Source organism: Candidatus Chloroploca mongolica, assembly GCF_004762035.2.
GTDB lineage: Bacteria > Chloroflexota > Chloroflexia > Chloroflexales > Chloroflexaceae > Chloroploca > Chloroploca mongolica.
The window spans coordinates 123,400-144,532 of the sequence record NZ_SIJK02000003.1 but is presented as its reverse complement, the minus strand read 5'-3'; the positions used below and the strand labels follow the sequence as shown (position 1 = coordinate 144,532).

General features: G+C 58.6%; 20 protein-coding genes. 12 read left to right on the top strand and 8 right to left on the bottom strand.

Going from position 1 to position 21,133, the window contains the following annotated elements; genetic code table 11:
* Positions 1 to 53: 53 nt before the first annotated feature.
* Together ptsP and rpoD are read left to right on the top strand one after the other, a co-directional pair.
* Positions 54 to 1,784: a phosphoenolpyruvate--protein phosphotransferase gene (ptsP, locus tag EYB53_RS02960; RefSeq protein WP_135476556.1), complete on the top strand. Its 1,731-nt coding sequence runs from the start codon at positions 54 to 56 to the stop codon at positions 1,782 to 1,784.
* 182 nt (positions 1,785 to 1,966) lie between these two features.
* A complete protein-coding gene (gene rpoD / locus EYB53_RS02955) occupies positions 1,967 to 3,160 on the top strand; it encodes an RNA polymerase sigma factor RpoD (RefSeq protein ID WP_135476554.1) in 1,194 nt (397 codons plus the stop codon).
* 146 nt (positions 3,161 to 3,306) lie between these two features.
* On the opposite strand, the gene EYB53_RS02950 is transcribed toward rpoD, so the two are convergent.
* Positions 3,307 to 4,527, bottom strand: a complete 1,221-nt coding sequence (locus tag EYB53_RS02950) for a WD40 repeat domain-containing protein (RefSeq protein ID WP_135476552.1) — start codon at positions 4,525 to 4,527, stop codon at positions 3,307 to 3,309.
* Between the two features lie 433 nt (positions 4,528 to 4,960).
* On the opposite strand from EYB53_RS02950, the gene infC reads away from it, so the two are divergent.
* The 10 genes from infC to EYB53_RS02900 all read left to right on the top strand — a co-directional run bounded on the left by infC (position 4,961) and on the right by EYB53_RS02900 (position 14,644).
* Complete coding sequence (gene infC / locus EYB53_RS26545) at positions 4,961 to 5,704, top strand: translation initiation factor IF-3 (protein WP_371879057.1); 744 nt, start codon at positions 4,961 to 4,963, stop codon at positions 5,702 to 5,704.
* A 15-nt stretch (positions 5,705 to 5,719) separates the two neighbouring features.
* The gene (locus tag EYB53_RS02940) at positions 5,720 to 5,920 is read left to right on the top strand and encodes a large ribosomal subunit protein bL35 (protein ID WP_097650376.1); all 201 of its coding nucleotides are present in this window, start codon (positions 5,720 to 5,722) and stop codon (positions 5,918 to 5,920) included.
* A gap of 75 nt (positions 5,921 to 5,995) precedes the next feature.
* Entirely contained in the window at positions 5,996 to 6,370 is a 375-nt protein-coding gene (gene rplT, locus EYB53_RS02935; RefSeq protein WP_097650377.1) for a 50S ribosomal protein L20, read from the top strand.
* Positions 6,367 to 7,140, top strand: a complete 774-nt coding sequence (locus EYB53_RS02930; protein ID WP_135476548.1) for a TrmH family RNA methyltransferase — start codon at positions 6,367 to 6,369, stop codon at positions 7,138 to 7,140. The genes rplT and EYB53_RS02930 overlap by 4 nt, the downstream gene beginning before the upstream one ends.
* Positions 7,141 to 7,199: 59 nt before the next feature.
* Positions 7,200 to 8,246: a phenylalanine--tRNA ligase subunit alpha gene (gene pheS, locus EYB53_RS02925; RefSeq protein ID WP_205712565.1), complete on the top strand. Its 1,047-nt coding sequence runs from the start codon at positions 7,200 to 7,202 to the stop codon at positions 8,244 to 8,246.
* Positions 8,191 to 10,029, top strand: coding sequence for a hypothetical protein (locus EYB53_RS02920; RefSeq protein WP_167857228.1), 1,839 nt, complete (start codon positions 8,191 to 8,193; stop codon positions 10,027 to 10,029). The genes pheS and EYB53_RS02920 overlap by 56 nt, the downstream gene beginning before the upstream one ends.
* A 15-nt stretch (positions 10,030 to 10,044) precedes the next feature.
* Positions 10,045 to 10,776 (top strand): class I SAM-dependent methyltransferase, encoded by a 732-nt coding sequence (locus EYB53_RS02915; RefSeq protein WP_135476544.1) that lies wholly within the window; start codon positions 10,045 to 10,047, stop codon positions 10,774 to 10,776.
* Positions 10,777 to 10,957: 181 nt separating this feature from the next.
* Complete coding sequence (gene rplI, locus EYB53_RS02910; protein ID WP_503827053.1) at positions 10,958 to 11,452, top strand: 50S ribosomal protein L9; 495 nt, start codon at positions 10,958 to 10,960, stop codon at positions 11,450 to 11,452.
* A gap of 163 nt (positions 11,453 to 11,615) precedes the next feature.
* The gene (gene dnaB / locus EYB53_RS02905) at positions 11,616 to 13,601 is read left to right on the top strand and encodes a replicative DNA helicase (protein WP_135476542.1); all 1,986 of its coding nucleotides are present in this window, start codon (positions 11,616 to 11,618) and stop codon (positions 13,599 to 13,601) included.
* A gap of 209 nt (positions 13,602 to 13,810) precedes the next feature.
* Positions 13,811 to 14,644 (top strand): plastocyanin/azurin family copper-binding protein, encoded by an 834-nt coding sequence (locus EYB53_RS02900; protein ID WP_135476539.1) that lies wholly within the window; start codon positions 13,811 to 13,813, stop codon positions 14,642 to 14,644.
* A 72-nt stretch (positions 14,645 to 14,716) separates the two neighbouring features.
* Here the strand turns inward: EYB53_RS02900 and EYB53_RS02895 are convergent, their stop codons facing one another.
* The 7 genes from EYB53_RS02895 to pufB form a co-directional block, all read right to left on the bottom strand.
* Positions 14,717 to 15,478, bottom strand: a complete 762-nt coding sequence (locus EYB53_RS02895; RefSeq protein WP_135476537.1) for a sulfite exporter TauE/SafE family protein — start codon at positions 15,476 to 15,478, stop codon at positions 14,717 to 14,719.
* A 186-nt stretch (positions 15,479 to 15,664) separates the two neighbouring features.
* Complete coding sequence (locus tag EYB53_RS02890; RefSeq protein WP_135476535.1) at positions 15,665 to 16,354, bottom strand: FadR/GntR family transcriptional regulator; 690 nt, start codon at positions 16,352 to 16,354, stop codon at positions 15,665 to 15,667.
* A gap of 173 nt (positions 16,355 to 16,527) precedes the next feature.
* Entirely contained in the window at positions 16,528 to 17,763 is a 1,236-nt protein-coding gene (locus EYB53_RS02885) for a geranylgeranyl diphosphate reductase (RefSeq protein WP_135476532.1), read from the bottom strand.
* Between the two features lie 24 nt (positions 17,764 to 17,787).
* Entirely contained in the window at positions 17,788 to 18,738 is a 951-nt protein-coding gene (gene chlG / locus EYB53_RS02880) for a chlorophyll synthase ChlG (protein WP_135476530.1), read from the bottom strand.
* Positions 18,739 to 18,884: 146 nt separating this feature from the next.
* Positions 18,885 to 20,129 carry a cytochrome c-554 Puf2C gene (puf2C, locus tag EYB53_RS02875; RefSeq protein ID WP_135476528.1) on the bottom strand — a complete coding sequence of 415 codons (1,245 nt, stop codon included), beginning with the start codon at positions 20,127 to 20,129 and terminating at the stop codon, positions 18,885 to 18,887.
* 320 nt (positions 20,130 to 20,449) lie between these two features.
* Positions 20,450 to 20,635, bottom strand: coding sequence for a light-harvesting protein (locus EYB53_RS02870; RefSeq protein ID WP_135476649.1), 186 nt, complete (start codon positions 20,633 to 20,635; stop codon positions 20,450 to 20,452).
* A gap of 93 nt (positions 20,636 to 20,728) precedes the next feature.
* Positions 20,729 to 20,899, bottom strand: a complete 171-nt coding sequence (gene pufB / locus EYB53_RS02865; protein WP_097650388.1) for a light-harvesting antenna LH1, beta subunit — start codon at positions 20,897 to 20,899, stop codon at positions 20,729 to 20,731.
* Positions 20,900 to 21,133 lie beyond the last annotated feature (234 nt).

The window sequence follows — 21,133 nt, the reverse complement described above, 5'->3', positions numbered from 1 at the left end:
CTGCTCAGGCCAAAAGATCGACGTGGCCCTAGCTAGGATTGAGTAGCTTTCGTATGTCTACCCTGATTTTGCACGGCCTTGCCGCTGCACCCGGTGTTGCAATTGGGCCGGCCCTTGTCTATCAACCTGCCGAAGCCTCGCCTGCACCAACACCTTCAACCGCAACGTTTTCGGTCGCTCAGGAACAAGTGCGCCTTGCCAAGGCGCTCGCCCAGGCCGATGCAAGCCTGGTTGAGCACGAAGCCAGGTTGCGCCAGGCCAACAAAGCCGAAGAGGCTGATATCTTTGCCGCCCATCGCATGTTGTTGCACGACCCTTCGCTGCGCGAGATGATCGATCAGGCTATCACCGAGCATAGCCTGCCAGCCCCTGATGCAGTGCTGCTCGCCGCCAATGCCCAGGCCGAATTGCTTGAGGAGATCGGGGACGACTATTTGCGAGCGCGTGCGGTCGATCTCCGCGATGTGGCCCGGTTGCTGGAACGTGCGCTTACCGGTACCAAGAGTCTCGGTGAGCAATTGAGTGAACCCGCTCTGATCGTGGCCCGGGATCTTGGCCCTTCCGATCTGATGAGTGTCGCTCAAGAGCGGCTATTGGGCATTGTGCTGGCTGGCGGGGGGCTGACCGCCCACTCCTCGATTCTCGCACGTGGGCTCGGTATTCCGGCTGTGGTTGGCCTCGGCGAGACGTTGCTGCACAATGTGGCGACAGGTACGATGCTCGCGCTCGACGGAGCAGCCGGGCAGGTCTATGTCGCACCCAACGAAACCGAACTGGCAACGCTGCGGGCGCAGGCGACCGCCTTGCGCGAACAAGAAGCGACACTGCGTGAGGCCGTATCGTTGCCAACCGTCACCAGTGACGGCCACGCGATTGCCCTGGTCGCCAATGCCTCGACCGTTGCCGAAGCGAGCGCTGCCCACGCCTGGGGTGCAGCAGGCATTGGCCTGCTGCGTACCGAGTTGCTCTTCCTCGAGCGCACGACCCTGCCCGATGAGACCGAACAGCTCGCCCTCTACGCCGCCATTGCGGCTGAATTGCCCGGCTTGCCGATCACGGTGCGAACCCTTGATGTCGGGGGCGATAAACATCTGCCTGCTTTTCCCCTCCCCCACGAAGATAATCCCTTTCTTGGATGGCGTGGCCTGCGCATCGGGTTGAGCGAACCAGACCTGCTGCTACCTCAATTGCGGGCGTTGCTCCGTGCCGGCGCCAATGCGGTGATGCGCATTATGCTGCCGATGGTAAGCACGGTCAGCGAGGTGCATCAGGCACGGGTGTTGCTCGACCGAGCACAACGCGAGCTCGACGCCGAAGGGCTCGCCTATGCACGCCAAGTCGAACTCGGCGTGATGATCGAGGTTCCCTCGGCAGCCCTGACCGCCGACGCACTTGCCCGTGAGGTTGACTTCTTTAGCATCGGTACCAACGATCTGACCCAGTATACGCTCGCGTGTGACCGGGGCAACCAGCGCGTCGCTGCGCTCTATCAACCCCTGCACCCGTCCGTGCTGCAACTGATCGCGCTGACATGCACCGCAGCCCATCGCCACGGACGTCACGTCGCCGTCTGTGGCGAACTTGGCGGCGACCCAAAGGCTACCGCACTGCTCATCGGCCTTGGCGTCGATGAACTGAGTTGCTCGCCCGGGTCGATCCCACACGTTCGTGCCGCCATCCGTGCAACCAACTACGCTACCGCACAAGTCATGGCACGGCAAGCCCTCGAAGCCCCCGATGCCGCAGCGGTCAAAAGCTTGCTCGAAGCAGGGGCAGCATCATGAGGAGCAGGCGAAGTTCATCCCCAGGATGACTCACGATATGCTAAAATAGACCTCGTGTGTGGTGAAGCCAGATAGAACCTGATATTGTTGTCGCAACCCACCGATGTGCTTGATGACCAGGTATGTACCCCTCGGACGGGCTCAGCATAAGCGTGTAGGCCCAACCGACTTAAGGAAGAGTGATGTCTCAACCGCAACCCGAAGCTGCGCGTCCATTGCCTCCCCTCAATCCAACCGATATGCAGGCGCTGATTGTCCAGGGCAAGCAGCGAGGGTTTGTTACCCTCGACGAGTTGCTCCAGGTCGTGCCTGCATCGGAAGATGCAGCTGAGGCAATGGAAGTAGCTCAGGCAACCCTGGCCGAGGCCGGCGTTCCTGTCTATGATACGCCTGATGATCAGACTGCCGAAGAGGAGCCCAACGGAGCCATAGCGATTGACCTTGATGAAGGTCTGTCTGATGCGCTCCTCGGTGATAGTGTGCGCCTCTATCTGCGCGAGATCGGCCAGGTTCCCTTGCTCACCGCCGAGCAAGAGAAGAGGCTTGCGCAAGAGATCGAGAAGGGCCAGATCGCCGAGCGCAAGCTGAAAGATGCGAACGCCGATTCGCCCGAGGCGAAACAACTTGAGCTCGAGCGTGCCGCCGGCAACGAGGCCCGCCAGAAGATGGCCGCCGCCAACTTACGGCTCGTCGTCAGCATTGCTAAACGCTACCGTGATCGTGGCCTCCCCTTGCTTGACCTGATTCAAGAAGGGAGCCTGGGCCTCTTGCGAGCGATCGAAAAGTTTGACCACAACAAAGGCTACAAGTTTTCGACCTATGCCACCTGGTGGATCAAGCAGGCCCTCTCACGGGCGCTCGCCGATCAATCGCGGCTCGTTCGGCTGCCCGTTCACCTCGGCGAAACGCTCAACCGCATCCAGGCGGCCCGCCGTCAACTGACGCAGAGCCTGGGGCGTGAACCAACCGACGCCGAACTGGCCAACTTCCTCAATATGAGCGAAGACAAACTACGCGAGTTGCGGCGTACCGCGCAAGATCCGGTCTCCCTCGCTACCCCGGTTGGCGAAGAGGCCGATAGCACCCTGGCCGATTTCATTCCCGACCCGCATGCGCTCGACGCCGACGATGCCGCCGCGAGCGGCATGCTTCGCCAACAGATTGCCACTGCGCTCGATCAACTGACCGAACGCGAACGACGGGTGCTTGAATTGCGTTATGGCCTCTCTGATGGGCAACCACGGACGCTCGAAGAAGTAGGCAAAGCCTTTGGTGTCACCCGCGAGCGCGTGCGCCAGATCGAAGTCAAAGCCCTACGCAAACTACGTCACCCACGGCTCGGCAAACTGCTCAAAGATTACCTCGATCAGATCTAAGCTCAATACCTTGCAAAGAAGGCGGTTGGTTTGACGCAAAGGCGCAAAGGCGCAAAGGTTTTCGCGTAGATGAGCGAACCCTTCGCGCCTTCGCGCCTTCGCGTGAGCTTCTTTGCAAGGTCTTGGGGCTTAGCACCCCTGATCAGCTAACGAATGACCATTGGCAAGAAGAGACGGTCGGGCTGCTGCGGCTCACCAAGCTTATAGATGGTGATATGCGGTAAGACATTGTGACCCACCACCATATAGGTCGCATCGTCGCTGAAAGTCACTGCGTACCCATTGGCCCCTGGGGGTGGCACATCCGGATCGGGCAACTTAGTATAGGTATCGCCACTACGGCTATAGACCGTCACCCTGGCCCCGCTGGTATGGGCAACCGCGAGATACGCCCCATCAGAACTGAACGTAACATCACGTCCAAGCCCAGGCGGCGCCACATCAGGCCCAGGCAACTGGGTAAACGTATCGCCCTCACGCTTGTAGATAAAGATGCCCCCTGGAGTCCCAGACCCCGACTCGTGCCCGACAACCATGTGCGTATCATCAGGACTAAAGGCAATCGCATGAACGGGGCCGGGAGGCATCGAGGCGATCTGAGGCTGCCGTGTAAAGATGTCATTTTCCTGGGTATAAAGCCCGAGGACAAGCGGGGGTGTATCGAATGTCCAGTTTCCAACGGCAAGAAACGTATCGTCCTGGCTAAATGCAGCCGCATATCCATTGCCCGTAGGGAGGCCAATCGGATTAGCCAGACGGACAAACGTATCACCAGTACGCTTGTAGATAGCGATGTAGGGGCTGTTCAGGTGAGCAGCGGCAAGATAGGTTGCATCAGAGTTAAACGCCACCCCCACAACCGAAAGTGGAGGCATCACTGCAGGGTCAGGCAACTTCGTAAAGGTATCACCATTGCGCTTGTAGATCGTCAGAAACGACGTTCCATCGCGCTCAGCATTGCTATGACCAACCGCCAGGTAGGTTGAGTCAAAGCTAAAGGCGACATCGGAGACAAGTCCGGGCGGCTGCTCCTCGGGACCAGCGAGCTTCGTAAAGGTATCACCATTGCGCTTGTAGATCAGCAGAAACGGCTGATTCGCAAGCGTATGCGTCGCACCAACCGCCAGATAGGTCGAATCGTGGCTAAACTCCACCGCCAGCGCTGACCCGGGGGGCAACACCTCCGGATCAGGCAACTTGGTAAAGACAAGCGAGGAGAGCGCAGTATCAGCACCCTGCTGGGCATCAGCGGCTGTCCATGAAAGCCCACCCGCCATAAGGACGAGCAGGCCGAGCACAAGCCCCGTAGCTCTTACCACCCGCCAGAACATTCGATTGGATCGTTCACCTTCCTTGTCATGCATCATCACATAAACTCCTCTTTCATCACAATCGAGAACATTTTCTCACTAGGTCGAGAGCCTGAACACACGTTAACGAGTTTACCTCTATCATACGCTTTATCGCATAAGCATAGAAAAAATCTCTCGTAACGCCGGGTAAAGGTTTCTTACGCCAGGGATCATAGACCACTCACCGCTCGGACACGCGAAAAGGTTGACGGCACTCTTACACGCTGTTATAATAGGCTTTCAATATGACAGTGACCGGGCAGGCTGGTCATCGTCGGCAGGTTCGGGTTGAAGAAAAGCACCGCTCGGACAATGAAATGTCGAGGCGGTGTTTCTACGCTGTGAATAGGCATTCCCTCCCTTCAACACCACCTATCTGCCCTGAAGACGAAGGAGTCACGCCATTAGGGAACGGTTTCGGATCAACAATCGCATCCGCGCACGTGAGGTGCGCCTGATTGACGAAAATGGCACGCAGGTCGGCATCGTAAGTGTTCGTGAGGCCATCATGATGGCGGAAGAACGCGGTTTTGACCTGGTTGAGGTCGCACCTAATGCGGTGCCACCCGTTTGTCGCCTGCTTGATTATGGCAAATTCCGCTATGAGCAGAGCAAGAAAGAACGTGAGGCCCGCAAGAACCAGAAACAGTCCGAGCTCAAACAGATCCGTTTGATGCCCAAGACTGATGACCACGATCTTGCCACCAAGGCGAATCAAGCCAAAAAGTTTCTTCTTGCAGGTGACAAGGTCAAGTTTAACGTGCGTTTCCGCGGGCGTGAGATGGCTCACCCGGAAATTGGGCGCAAAATGCTTGAGGCAGTTGCCGAGCAGTTGCGCGATATTGCGGTTGTCGAGCAGAAACCCCTGATGGAAGGGCGCGTGCTCTCGTTGCTGGTCGCACCTAATGCCAAAGTGCTCAAGGCCGCCCAGCAGGCCCAGAAGGCAAAAATTGCTCAGTCGAAGGCATCCGCCAAAACTGATGAGCCGGGCCAGAGTGAATCGCCTGTCGATGCCGAGGTCGAAGTTGATGACGAGTTGATGGAGGGCGAAGACCTCGACGACGGTGACTTCGCTGACGATGACTTCGATGATGATGAGTTTGAGGAAGAGGACTTCGACGACGAAGACCTCGATGAGGACGATGAGGACGACGAGGACGACGAGGGCGAAGAAGAAGAACGGCGTTCATAACGAGAGGTTGTTTGTATGCCAAAGATGAAGACCCATAAAGGGGCCAAGCGCCGCTTTAAGGTGACGGGCAGTGGCAAGGTGCTGCAGCAGAAGGGTGTGCGTGGCAATAAGATCAATCGCCCCAAACGCTCGCAGCAGAAATGGGGCAAAGACCAGCCGACCTCACGCGCAAATCGTGAGCATCTCAAGGTCGCCCTTCCGTATGGTTTGAAATAAAGTAAGATCTAGTCGGGCGTAGTCCAGGGACGTCTCGCCACCCCCTGGCCGGCCTGTTCATTGGAGGTGTCTCGTATGGCTCGTGTGAAGCGTGGCATGATGACGCATAAGCGTCACAAAAAGCTGCTCAATCAGGCAAAAGGGTTTCGCGGTGCGCGGAGTCGCCATTATAAGGTTGCTCACGAGGCGGTTATGCACGCCTTGGCATATGCCTACCGCGACCGCCGCCGGCGCAAACGTGAGTTTCGCCGTCTCTGGATCCAGCGCATTAATGCGGGTGCGCGCCTCAATGGTACGACCTATAGTCGCCTGGTGGCCGGGATGAAGCAGGCCGGGATTACGATCGACCGCAAGATGCTCGCTGATATGGCCGTCCGTGATCCCGCTGCCTTTAGCAATGTGGTCGCTGTCGCAATGCAAACCGCAACGCCAACCACTCAGGGCGCGTGATTTCAAGTACGACTAATCCGCACGTTAAGTTCCTGCGCTCGCTCCGCGACTCAGTGCGAGTCCGCCGGAGCGAGCGCTCCCTCTTCCTTGAGGGCGTTCGCCTCGTTGCCCACGCCCTTGCCTCAGGCGCACAACTCCAACGCGCACTCTATGCGCCGCAACAACTCGCCACAACCCCCGAGGGTGCCCGCTTGCTCGCAGATCTCGCCCCTCACTACGGGGCTTTTCCCGCTACCCCCGAGGTCGTCGCTGCCGCCGCTGATACGCGCCATCCCCAGGGGGTTGTGGCCGCCGTCGCTCGCCCCGAACTCCCCCCACGCCCCGGTCTCCACCTCCTCCTTGATGGCCTCCAAGACCCTGGGAACCTCGGAACCCTCCTTCGCTCCGCTGAAGCCGCCGGGGTCGGGCTCGTCATCTGTGCCCCCGGCAGTGCCGATCCCTTTCAGCCCAAGGCCGTCCGTGCCGCGATGGGGGCCCATTTTAGCCTTCCCCTCCAGGCCGATCAATCCTGGACAGAGATCGGTGAGGCCCTGGAGGCACTCCCTGCCATCTATGCCGCTGATGCCGACGCCACGTTGCCCTATTTCGCTGCCGATTGGCGCCAACCAGCAGCCCTCATTATTGGCAATGAGGCCCACGGCTTTAGCCCGGAAGCCGCTGACCTTACTCGTCAGCGCATTACGATTCCTATGGTCGGCCACGCCGAGTCGCTGAATGCCGCTGTCGCCGGTAGCATTATTCTCTTCGAGGCCTTGCGCCAGCGTAGTTGACAAATAGCCACAGATCAGGCATGCTCATGCAGGTTCGGCTCGCATACAAGGAGTTAGTGATGACGGTGAGCAATGAGCTGGCAAGCCTTGAACAAGAGGCAGCCGCAGCCCTGGAATCGGTCGGCGATCTCGCTGCGCTCGCTGAGTGGAAAAGCAAGTATACCGGTAAGTCCGGTGCGTTGACCCGCGTCAGTCGGAGCCTCGGGGCCCTGCCCGTTGAGCAACGCCCCGAGTTTGGCCGCCGTGTCAATCAGTTGCGCGAAGAGCTTGAAGCAGCCTATGCCGCCGCCGAGCAGCGCCTCAAGCTCGCTGCCCAGGCCGCTGAGCTTGCCGCTGAACGCATTGATGTCACGATGCCAGGACGCACTCCTGCCCTTGGTTATGTCCACCTCACCAATCGGGTTCTGGGTCAGGTTCAAGAGATTTTTGGCGAGATGGGCTTCCTCGTTACCGAAAGCCCTGAAGTCGAGTTCGATGAGTATAATTTTAGCCTGCTTAATTTTGCCGATGACCATCCGGCACGCGATATGCAGGATACTTTTTACCTCGATCTGCCCGATGGTGCGCCATCGGTCTTGCTCCGTACCCACACCTCCCCCGGCCAGCTGCGGGTGATGCGTGAACGCGCCCCCGAACCATTGCGCATCCTCCTGCCAGGCAAGGTCTATCGCAATGAACAGGTGACCGTGCGCAGCGAGATGATGTTCCATCAGTTTGAGTTTCTCGCGATCGGACGCCATATTACCATGGGCGATCTCAAGGGAACCCTCGCCTATTTCGCTGAACGTATGTATGGCCCCGGGACCAAGGTGCGCCTCCGCCCCAGTTTCTTCCCGTTCACCGAGCCAAGCGCCGAAATGGACGTCAGTTGCTTCCTCTGCGGTGGCACGGGCTGCCGCGTCTGCAAGTACGCCGGCTGGCTCGAGATCGGTGGCTGTGGCATGGTGCATCCCAATGTGCTCCGCAATGGTGGCTATGACCCCGAAGAATTTAGCGGTTTCGCGGGCGGTTTCGGCCCCGAACGCATAGCCATGCTCAAGTATGGAATTGATGACATCCGTGGCTTCTACTCAGGCGATACGCGCTTCGTCGAGCAGTTTGGGTAGATACGGTCTGCTCGTCATCTTCGCCGCGCTGCACTTGCTCTATAACTGGGCTGTGCCCCTCGGTGAGGGTCCCGATGAGCCAGGGCATCTGGCCTATGTGCTCTTTCTTGCCCAACAGCAACGCTTGCCTGTCCAGCAACTTCCGCCAGAGGCGTCCGATGTGCCCGGTGAGGGCCATCAACCGCCTCTGGCCTATCTGCTCGCCGTGCCCGCTGTTGCCTGGCTCCCCCCTGCTGAACAGTCCATTATCCTGACCGCGAATCCGCAGTTTCGCTGGGCTGGCGGCAACGAGCCCGGGGCCTTCCAACGCGCCAGCCGTGAGTTGTGGCCCTGGCAGGGCTTGACCCTCGCTTGGCACGCCGCCCGGGCCATCTCGGGGCTCTGGGGTGTGTTGACGGTGCTCTTTGCCTATCTGGCCGCACGACGCCTTTTTGCCCAGGCCGATCCGCTCCTGCCGCCGCTCGTTGCCGCCCTGGTTGCTTTCAATCCGCAATTCCTCTTCACCACGGCCCTCGTCACCAACGATGCTCTGCTCGCAGCCCTTGGGTCAGCTCTGCTCTGGTGGTCACTGCCTCCCCTTCACCATGCCTCGTCGGTCTCCCCAGGCGCACCACCGAGACCCTGGCACACCCGCATGCTTCCCTGGGCACTGGTCGCCGGGCTCCTCTTTGGCCTCGCTCTCCTGACCAAACAGAGCGCCCTGCTCCTCGGGCCACTGCTGCTCTGGGCAGGATGGTGGGTCGCCAGGGCCGATCTGCGGCGCTTTCTCCTGGTCACCCTCACCTGGGGAGGAACGAGTCTGCTTGTCGCCGGCTGGTGGTTTCTCCGCAATCAGAACCTCTATGGCGATCCCTTTGCGCTCGGTGCATTTACCGCGAAGTTCGCGACCCAGCCCTTCGCCTGGACAAGTGCCGAAGCCTGGTCGGGTGCGTTACGTCAACTCTTTGCGTCGTTCTGGGCTCGCTTTGGCTGGATGAGCCTCCACCCACCCGCCTGGATGCTCTGGCTCTATACCGGGCTAAGCCTGGCAGGCCTGGTTGGCCTCGTCCGTCTGGTTGCCACGCGGGGCACCGGTCTTCCACGCTCCATTCTGATCGGCCCGCTGCTCGCGAGTGCGATGGCCGTCGCGTGGACGCTCGCCTTTGCCTATACCGCCGGTCTCGTGGCATGGCAAGGCCGCATGCTCTTTCCCGCGCTCGCCGCCTTTGCCATCCTGCTCGCGGTGGGCCTTCAACAACTCCGCATCAACCCCCTCGCTATCTGGTCAAGCTTGCTCCTCCTTGCCCTCGCCACACCGATTCAGATCATCCGGCCAGCCTATCCCTGGATCGCCCTTCCTCCGCGCACCGCCGAGGCTACCCTTGGGCAACCAGTCTATGCACGCTTTGCCGCCTCGTGGGAACAGGGCGTCGTTATCCGCGGCTGGAAGCTTGAACACCCGTTAACGCCAGCCGCAACGCTCCCTCTAACCCTCACCTGGCAGAGCCAGGGCCGGGTGCCCCAACCGTGGCATGTGCTGGTGCAACTGGTTGATCAAGAAGAGCGCATTGTTACCAGCAGCCTCAGCCAGCCTCGCAACGATACTCTGCCCTTTCCATTGTGGACCCCAGGCGATTGGATCGCCGACACCCACACGCTCTTCCTCCCCGCCACCCTTCCACCTGGCCCCTACAGCTTGCGCATCGCCCTGGTTTTACCCGAAGAAAACGACCGCCGCCAGGATATCTGGAACCTTGATGACACCTATCTTGGCGATGTTGCGACGCTCGGAACAATTCCCTGAGCAAAGGAGCATTCGATGAACTGGTGGAACGACTACTTTGATGCAACCTATCCCCAACGCTACGCGCTCAACTCCGAGCAGACCGTGGCCGAGGTACTGATGTTGCGTGATCTGCTCCCTGAGCCACCCGCCGATCTGCTCGATCTCGCCTGCGGGCAAGGACGCCACAGCATCAACCTCGCTCGCGCAGGCTTCACTGTCATTGGCCTCGATGCCTCAGAGCCGCTGCTTGACCTCGCCCGTACCGATGCAGCCGCAGCAGCCGTCGAGGTTGACTTCGTTGCGGGCGACATGCGCGCCATCCCCTACAGCGGATGCTTCGATGCCGTCATCAACATGTTCACCGCCTTTGGCTATTTTGACCGCGAAGAAGAAAACCAGGCCGTCCTGGAAGGCATCGCCCGCGCCCTCAAACCAGGCGGACGCCTCATCATGGAGCTGGCCCACCGTGATCGCGTCGTCACTGGCTTCCAACCAACCGACTGGTACGAGTTGGATGACGGCACCGTCGTCTGGATCCGCCGCTACTTCGACCCGCTGCGCGGCATCCTCACCTCAATTGACCGCTGGCGCGACCCCGACGGCCACGAAGACGAACGCATCCATCGCATTCGCATCTACACCGCCACCGAACTCGACCGCATCCTCCGCCAGGCCAACCTCACCCCCATCAACTGGTACGGCAGCATCAACCTGCACGCCCTCACCCCCGACTCACCACGCATCATCGTCGTCGCCACCCGCTAACCCGTACGGGCACGGCGGTGCCGTGCCCCCACCGGGCCGTGCCCCCACCGGGCCTGATTGTCGCGATCAACTACCCAGCGGGGAGCATAACCCATCGCACTCTTCGTTGACGGCAACCTTGCTCCGTGGTAAGATATGAGCCGATGTCTTGTCCAATGCATGTCATGTGAGGAGAGATTTTGTGGGTTCGAAAATGAAGGTGTTGCTGGTGCAAGATGTCGAACATCTTGGCAAAATCGGCGAACTCAAAGACGTATCTGGTGGTTTTGGACGTAACTATTTGCTTCCCAAGGGCTTTGCCGTGCTCGCTACCCGTGGGCAGATCAAGCAGGCCGAAGAGCGGATGGCCGCGCAGCAGCGTCGCTCTGAAGCGTCACGCAAAGATGCCGAGGCTCTGGCCGCACGAATCACGGCCCTGAGTCTCCATTTCACCGCCAAAGTTGGTGAGCAGAACCGGCTCTATGGTTCCGTGACCAGTGCTGATATTGCCGAGAAGCTCGGCGCTGCACTTGGGATCGAGTTCGACCGCCGCAAGATTGAGCTCGAAGAGCCAATCAAGCGCGTCGGAACCTTTGCGGTGCCGATCCGGCTGGCGGCTGGTATCGAGCCTACTGTCACGGTTGTCGTCGCCGGTGAAGATGCACCCGCCGAGGAAGTTGCGACCGAGTCAGTGTAAGTCGTCGGTGAACGAAGTACGCTTGAAGCCCTGACCGCGAAGAAGAGTTTGCGTCTTTGAGGATGTGCCGCAGCATGCGCTGTGGCACATCGTCTTTCCTGGCCCAGTGTGGATAAGCTGTCGATAGGTTGGGGAAGAATGGCGGAGAACCAAGAGGCCACCTTTGGAACGCTCAGTACCTTTTGACCTCCAGGCTGAACGGGCAACGCTTGGTGCCATTTTGCTCGATCGCGATGCAATTATCGCCATCGCGGCCTGGCTTGCGGCTGAATTTTTTTATCTCGAAAAGCACGCCCTCATCTATGAGGCCATGCTTGCTTGCTATAACCGCCGTGAGCCCCCCGATCTCGCCACCGTTGCCGCCGAGTTGCGCCGCCAAGAACGCCTCGACCTCGTCGGTGGCATCGCGTTCCTCGGTGAACTGCTCGCTGAAGTGCCGACAGCGGTGCATATTGAGTACTATGCCCGCAATGTCGAGCGTACGGCCATCCTCCGTCGCCTCATTGAGACCGGTGGCAAAATTGCTGCCCTTGGCTACGATGAGAGCGAAGAACTCGATGTTACCCTCGATAAGGCCGAGGCCGAGCTCTTTACCGTCTCTCAACGCCGGAGTACCCAGGATTTCGTTCCGATCGGCCAGATTGTCAATACACTCTTTACCCAGATCGAACGCCTCCAGGAACGCCGCGGTGAGGTCGCCGGCGTCGCAACCGGCTATCACGAGCTCGATGCCCTCACCGGTGGCTTGCAACCAAGTGATTTGATTATCCTCGCTGCTCGCCCTGGTGTCGGCAAGACCTCGCTCTCCCTTTCCATTGCTTATAATATCGCCTTCCTGTCACGCGCAACCGTCGGCATCTTTAGCCTCGAGATGAGCCGCGATCAACTGGTGCAACGCATTCTCTCGATGCATACGGGCATTGATATGCAGCGCCTCCGTACCGGCAATCTGCGCGCCGATGAGCTCAACCTCGCGTTCGAGGGCATGGGCGTGCTCTCCGATTTGCCGATCTATATCGAAGATACGCCCGGCCTCAGCATTACCGAGGTGCGCTCCAAGGCCCGTCGCCTCGCCGCCGAGACAGGCTGCAATATGCTGATGATTGATTATCTTCAACTGATGTCCGGCCGCCGCAATGATAATCGTGTCCAAGAGGTGAGTGAGATTAGCCGTGGCCTCAAAGCGCTCGCCCGCGAACTCAATGTGCCTATTATTGCCCTCTCACAGCTCTCGCGTGCCGTGGAAGGCCGGACAAGCCACGTCCCGATGCTCAGCGACCTCCGTGAGTCAGGCTGTCTCGCCGGCGAAACGCTGGTCTATTTGCCCGATGAAGGCACGTCACGTCGGATCGATCACCTCGTTGGACATACGGGTTTCAGGGTACTCGCGCTCAATCCTACCACCTGGAAACTCGAACCTCGTCCCGTGACCAATGCCTTCGCAACCGGTCACAAGCCCGTCTATCGCCTCACCACCCGCCGAGGGCATACGATCCGTGCGACCGGCAACCACAAGTTTATCACCGTCAATGGCTGGCGCCGCCTCGATCTGCTCCATCCCGGCGAACACCTCGCCCTGCCAGTCACCCTGCGGTCACACCCCCGCCATCCGCTTGAGTTGCCCCCTCTGCCCCCAGTCGCTGATGACCTGATCCCCGCTGCCGGCTGGCAAAGCCGCCTCACTATCGGTCTGTCGCCGCGCCACCAGGCGCTGCTTGAACAGATGACGATTTTTGCAACCTGCTCATTGCTCAGACGCCCACTGGCACGCACGTCGGCCCAGCGCATCGCCACCGACTTGCAGGCTGAAGCCCTCGCACTGCTCGCCTCTGGTGATGTCACCTGGGACGAAATTGTTAGCATCGAACCGGCAGGAGCCACGCTGGTCTATGATCTCACCGTGGATGAACATCACTCCTTCGTCGCCAATAACCTGGTCGTCAGCAATAGCATCGAGCAAGATGCCGATATCGTGATGTTCATCTATCGCGAAGAGCTCTATGATAAAGAGACTGACAAAAAGGGCCTTGCCGAAATCCACCTCTCCAAGCATCGCAATGGGCCGCTCGGTGTCATTCCCTTGCGCTTCGAAGCCCGTACCACCCGCTTCCAAAATCTCGAACGCTACCTCGCCCCTGAAGGCTATTGAGCGCGTATACATCGCGCCTTTGCCTTGACACACTCATCATGCGCTCGTCACCCAAGCCAACTAAACTCGCTTGGGTGACGTGGATATCGGGGCACCAATGCCCCGCGATCAACCAGCCCACATCTGTCACCAGAGTGAACATTTTATGCTACACTAGACGTTGTTCAGATTGTCACGAAGTTTTTTGGTTGGTACAAGGAGGTACGGTTATGAGCTGGCGTTCATCCGGTAATTTTCGGCCCAGTAATCCGCGCCCCCGTCGCGGTGGAGGTAGTAGTGGGGGCGCGGGAGGGAGCGGAGGAGGACGCAACGGCGCTCCACTCATCGATCCCGTGTTGCAGGTCTTGATTGCGATCACTGTCTTGTTGGGGTTCATCGGTTTGATCGTCGCTATTTCGTTCAGTGGTACAGGTGGGCAAACAACTCAGGCCCAACCGACACCACCACCTGCTGCAAGCGTGCCCACTGCTCCTCCAGCAGCTGTGGCGACCGAAGCTCCCGCAGCCCCTGCGGCAACTGAAGCCCCTGCGGCAACTGAAGCCCCTGCGGCAACTGAAGCCCCTGCGGCAACTGAAGCCCCTGCGGCAACCACGCCACCTGCCGCTGCACCTGGCATCCCAACCGAGCCGTTTGGTTCGGCGCTCGCCAGTGGCACAGGCCAGCAGGTCACCCTTGAATCAGCAACGGGTGATGAACTGGTCTTTGCCCAGGACGAACTACGGGTCGCCGATGGCATTGTCACGCTGACCTTTGTCAATCGCGCCGATGTGGTACCTCACAACTGGGTTTTGATTGCCGGCGATGCCACTCGCGCTGCTGAAATCAATAGCCTTGCCGAGGCCCAGAATCGCCGCCTCCGCAACGCCCTTGGCTCAGTCCCGCCGCCTGACACCCCGGATGTGCTGGTAGCCACCCAGATGCTCAATCCGGGTGAAGAGGTAACCGTTACCTTCGAAGTTCCTGGCCCCGGCACCTATCAGTTTATCTGCACCTATCCCGGCCACTATGTCGGAGGGATGCAGGGCGTCCTGGTTGTTGAATAGGCTTGTTTTCTTGCTCGCACAACACGCCAGCTTCGCTGGTGTGTTGTGCGAGCAAACCAGTTCGCTGCCCCATCAGGCCACAAAAAAGTAGATCGTCAAACTGACACTTAAGCCAATCACCAGGCGCCGCACCAGCAGCGGATCAAGCTTGCGCGCAATCGCCGCCCCACCATAGCCGCCAATAATCGCCCCCAAGGTCATAATCAGGGCAATCGGCCACTCCACAATCCCCGCCAGGATAAAGGCGGCCACTGCAATGCCATTGATGAGTGTTGCCTGCAACGTCTTGAGCGCATTCATTTCATGAATGTTCTCTTGCCCCATGAGCGAGAGTACCGCCAAGGTCAGAATGCCAAGCCCGGCTCCAAAAAATCCGCCATACACGGCAATGCTCAGATAAATGCCCAGGAGGCCAAAGCGCTGCCGTCGTGTCCCCTCGGCTGAAGCACTGAGACGCCGCGCCTGCGCCGTGAGCCACGGGCTGAAGGCAAAGACAAGGGTCGCGAGTAAGAGCAAGTATGGGATCATCTGGGTAAAGACAGCCTCACGCGTGCGCAATAAAAGCAGTGCGCCAGCCAACCCTCCAATGAGACTCAAGACACTGAACAAGAGTAAGCCTTTTTCTTGGCGGCCCAGCTCGTACCGGTACGCCCCAACACTCGCCGCACTCCCCGGCCAGAGAGCGGTTGCATTGGTAGCATTCGCGGTGATTGGTGGCACACCGACGAGCAGAAGTGCCGGAAAAGAGATAAAGCTCCCGCCACCTGCTACCGAGTTGATTGCCCCCGCCACCAGCGCCGCGAGAAAAAGAATCCCCAGGTGCCACAGTTCCATGTCAAGTCTCTCCTTAAAAAGTCAGATCATCTGATGTTTTTAACGCCAACTGGATCGAAGTAGGAGTGCCGAATTCAGTCGGCTTCCAGTTCAGCCGAATGAATTCGGCACTACGATGAGCGTCAACTGGAAAGCACCCTGAAACCTTATCTACGAAACAAAACCCGCCTGAGACCTCACCGGTCTTCAAGACCGGTGAGGTCTGACGCACTCCAGCAAATCCTGATGACGATCAAGTATGTGCGCCACCGTTGCCGCCGCTTCGTGCGGATGGCCTGCAATCACGGCGTCAACCAGGGCATCATGCTGATCAGCAACCGCCTCATCAGGCCAGCGCTCGCTCCAGAGGGCGGCCAGGGCACCACGAAGCGTCGTTGCAAACGCCCGGTAGAGGTCTGCCAGGACAGGATTGTGCGTTGCATCGGCCAGCGCACAGTGCAGGGCAATATCGGCATCCAGCGCCGCCTCGCCATCATTGCTCGCCAGTGCGGTACGCCGTTGCTGCCCAAGGCGGCGTAAGGTCGCAATATCAACCTCAGTCCGCCTGAGCGCGGCCAAACGGGCAATCTCGACTTCGAGCGCACGACGTACTTCATGCACGTCAGGGGCATGCGCCCGCGCCAGGCGCTGCGCCAGCGGCTCACCCGCACTGGGGTGCGCCCGCACATAGGTTCCATCACCCTGCCGTACGTCTAGTACGCCACTATGCGCCAGTACCCGTACCGCCTCACGCACCGTCGAACGCCCGACACCTAACTGTTCCATCAACTGAGCCTCTGTTGGTAACCGACTCCCTGGGGGATAGGTGCCCGCGCTGATCTGCTGCTGAAGCTGATCAAGCACTTGCTCAACCAGTTGCCGCCGCTGGATCACCATGCTTGTCTCTCCCTTCAAACATCATATGATCTGATGTTTAGCCGCAAGTGTATCATCTCAACACCATCCTGTCAACACGCCTGCGGTGGTTCAGCCCAAGCCGTTGTATTGCATCAAAAACGCCAGCTTTGCTGGCGTTTTTGATGCAATACAAGAAGCAAGAGCTTCAACTCCTAGACAACGGCATACGCCTCCTGCTCACGTAGCGGGGTACGGCGACGCACATAGTTGCGTGCCTGCGCATTGATGATATCCCAGGTCATCCGCATCTGCGCAAGCCACGGGCCAGGCGTCATCTGTTTGTACATGTAGCTATCAAAGGTCAGACGTTGCACATCAATATTGCGGCACATCTCAGTAAACACCTCCATCTGGCGCTCATTGCCATAGCCCCAACGCTGTAACCAGCGCAAGAAGGTGTACATCGTGCCATACTGTTGCCACCAGAGCTGCTCGTAGAGGCGCAGGTGGGCGGCATCGGGCGTATCGAGGGCATGCGCAAGCACCTGGGCCGCTATCTGACCACTCTTCATCGCCCAATAAATCCCCTCGCCCGAGGTATGCACCACCAAGCCAGCCGCATCACCAATCAACATCGCCCGATCAAACGCCATCTGCTTGCGCGGTTCCATCGGCAAAGCATGAGCCTCGCGCAAAATCAGGCGGCCATGATCAAGCGCTGGCCCGAGACGCGCCTTGAGGTTAACCAGCAACTGTTTCGCCTTTTCCGTATGGCCCGGCCCGACACCAATGCCGACGGCAATATGGTCACACTTCGGAAACGCCCACGCATAAAGATCGGGGCTCACCTCACGGCCAAGATAGAGATCAGCCGTCTCTTCCCAGCGGGCCATTTTGCTTGCCGGCAAGGCAATGCGCTCTTGAATCGCAACGGCACGGGGAAGATTGGGCAAACCGAGCATCCGCGCCGTTGGCGAATAGGCCCCATCCGCCCCGATCACCACATCAGCCGTCAGTTTCGCCTCACGGCCATCGCGCATCGAGCGATAGGTTGCCGTCACACCATGTGGCTCGACCTGTAACCCGACAAGTTGCCCGTGGATCAACTCGGCCCCACGCTGTTGCGCACGCTCACGGAGAAAGCCATCAAAGACTTCGCGACGCACCATCGCCACGTAATCGTCATGCGAAGGCACACTGCCCATCACGGGGACGTGTGTCTCTTGACCAGAAGGCGAAACAATCAGGCACTGCTTCACCTTACGGTCGATCAGGCTCTGAGGGAGATCAAACTCGTGAAACGCCGCCGGAGGAACCGCCCCACCACATGGTTTGGCCTTCACCAGTTCCTTCTCGAGCAACACCGTCTCAATGCCGAGATTACGGAGTGTAATGGCCGCCGTTGCCCCGCCAACCGACGCCCCCACAATTAGCACCCGCTGTGCCATACCATCGTTCTTTCTAGCCTCGCCTTACGCCGCCAACCCGATCGCAGCCGCCATCATCCCCCACACAAAGAGCATAATCGCCGTCGCATTAAAGAAAACCTCGTTATGCTCGGGGTCACGAATAAAGCGCACATTCGGAATGCTCTGCGCAACGAGCAACAACAGCACGACACTGGCGGCAATAGGATGCCCCCAGAAGAAGAGCAGGGCAATGACCCCGATCTGTGCGACCCCCATCGTAATCACGACCATACGGGCAGCGACAACTTTGCCATATTGCACAGGGATCGAACGAAGGCCCATCCGCGTATCGCCATTGATGCTCTTGAAATCATTCACCGTCATAATACCGTGGGCACCGAGCGAATAGAGCATTGCGATCAAGAAACTCTGGGTGGTCAAAGCCGCAAAGGCCGCGTGACCAGCCATCCAGGCCAGGCCCTCATACGAGATCCCGACGAGAGCATTGCCAAACCAGCCATTCCGCTTGGCCCGCACCGGCTTGAGGCTATAGGCCAGGGCACAGATCAAACCAAGCCCGACATAGAGGGCCACTTCCCCGCCAAGCAACAGCGCCACACTCGTACCGATCCAGGTCAGGATCAGGGTCAAAATGTAGACGTGACGCAACGAAACCTGCCCGGAAGGGATCAGGCGATGAGGTTCATTGATCGCATCAACATCACGATCACAATAATCATTAATAACTTGCGACAGGCCGCAAAGGATAGGCCCCGCCATCAAGATACCAAGCGCCAGGAGGAACAGCGGCTCGGCTGACCAGGAGAGCCCACCGCTCGCGATAGCCCCACAGAGAAACGCCCACGCTGGTGCAAACCAGGTTACTGGCTTCATCAACGTGATCGAGCGACTGAGAGTACCACGAAAGCCAGTAACACGGGGGGTAAGTGACGGCTGAATAGGCGAAGAAGAAGGCGGAGGAGCCAGACTAGAACCTTTGCGGAGATCGCTCATGAACAGCTCATTTCTAGCTTGAAAGCCACGAAGGCCACAAAGTTGAGGGGCAAACCTGAGTGTGCCGCTTCTTTGTGCCCTTCGTGGCTTTCACAAGATCGTGTGTGACTGTGAGCAAGCCACACACGAACTACTCAACCGATTGGCTAATTGCCACGAAGGACGGGCGGGAGAACAACAACTCCTGCATCACCAGCCGGAATTTGCGCCTGATTGATCGAGCCGGTTGGAATGTTGACACCCCTGTGACAAGTATAGCACCCTGGCACGTTAAATATCTCACCATCAATGTTGCGATATGAGAACCGACTAGCTCCACCTTCTAATGCCGTCGGCACCGCATCGTAGGGCAGCGCCCCATTGATCGTCCAGTTGAACGCAAGCCAGGTTGTCAACTGCATCATCCGCGCTGCCTTCAGCTTGTTATAACCAGCTTCCGGGTTGGTGATGTTGCTTGCCGCGCCCAACTCATAGGCGATAAAGTTCCGCGAGTTATGACAATAGGTACACCCTTGGCCCAGCGCCCAGGAATTGTAATTCATCACATTCTGGTTGATCGTCACCTGATCCTGGGTGCGCCCACCATCAAGCGTTAAGGCTAGTGAGCCACGGCCACTCTCATCGTCAGCGGGATCAAACGGCCGCCAGATCTGATAGTTGTAAATGTAGAAGAGCACTGCATCCTGAAGGCCAACCTGACCACGAATCTCTTCGGGTTTCAGGGCCGGATCGAGGATGGGCATCCCATTCTCGTCGAGGGGATCAACCACGACCGGGATATCGGGCACACTCTTGATAAACTGGGTGCCAACGGCCTCAAGATTGTTTGGCTCGTTGTAGTGACACGTCGCACACTGGACATAGTTGCCACGCCAGTTGGGCAGATCAACAATAAATTCGGTGTTGACATCAGATACCAGATAGAGCATGTTGCGCGCCGAGATCTTCTCGGCATACTCGTCACTGGCAAAGTTCTGCAGATTATGGCAATACTGACAGCCGACGCCCAGGCCACCTGAGACATACTGCTGCATATACGTCCATATCTGTGCTGAGGTCATGCCTGACAGCACCTGGACATTGACGGTATTGGGGTTGGCGTCCACCCAGGCTTGTCCAGCCTGAACACCCTCAGTCCACGCCTGATTACCAAGCCAGGGCTCACGCCCTTCAGGCGGAATATTGGGTGCGACATCGGTGATGGCTTTGATACCCTCACTGGGGCTCCACGGGGCATTGGCGTTCAAGGCCGCTGCTGCCCGTTCGGGACCAAGCGTCAGACTGTAGATCCACCAGAACGTTGCCGTAGTTACAACCGCGACAATAATGCCTACGGCCACCGAAATGAAGATCGCCGCCTGTCGATCAGTCGGACGAGTTGGCGATTGCATAGGGGTCTCCTCAACTCCGGATCAGCAGCTCGGCGGTGCCGAGGCTCCGGGGCCGGCTCCGACGTGCAGCACTTTAAGAGGGACAGCAAACGATTGCGTTGCTCAACCCATCAGGCTGAGCCGTAGCAGGGCCTCTGACACGCCACTTGAATGTAGCGCCAGTATACACCTGATACTTCGGAAGGTCAACTTTTGGAATATGTGCAAAAAAAGTGCAACTGCATTGCTTACAAGACAACAGCCACCAGCATGGTGTGCTGGCGGCTGTTGCTTCGTTTGTGTCGCACGGTAAGTTGGCGACGCGCCAGCGCCAGCGGCACCTAGCCGAACATAGCGAACAGTTGGAGCAACATGGTCATTGGCACCACTGCACCATCTGGTGCAAGGTTGTCAAGCCAGTTATACCGAACCGAACTGAGCACAATGAAGTGGATGAGCAAAGCCACGACAAAGCCGAGGATCGTAAAAATCACGATGTTGGTGCGAACTGCACTGCGTGGAGGCATCATAAGTCAACTCCTTAACAGGTTTTGGGAGAGGCTGCATCTGAATCAGGGCCGATTGCCCACCATCGTCGCGCACACCTGTACCCGACCGAGCTAGATACCGGCGTTGAGCCACGGACGCCACACCCAGACCAGGGTGTGAGCAATCACGGCGATGACACCGAATGCCCAGAAGGATTTGACCATGATGTCATGAACCAGCCAGTCCTGATTGTTGAACAACGACCGCCATTTGGGGGGAACCAGATCGTCATCGTCACGCATGAGCGGACCTCCGATACTTCAACTACGAGCGCCAGGGCCGAACACACCAGGTACGACTTGCGCGCCTGGCGGCGGTCGTCGCACCTTCCATACCCTTTGTCGGGGTGGGAGCAAAGCACTACTACAATGTGATCCCAGCCGTGCTGAGGTCGGTTTGCCAGTACGTCTGGAAGAGTAGTATGTTGCTTGGCTCATTGACCTAAATTATATAGGAGTCAAGAAAAAATGTCAATC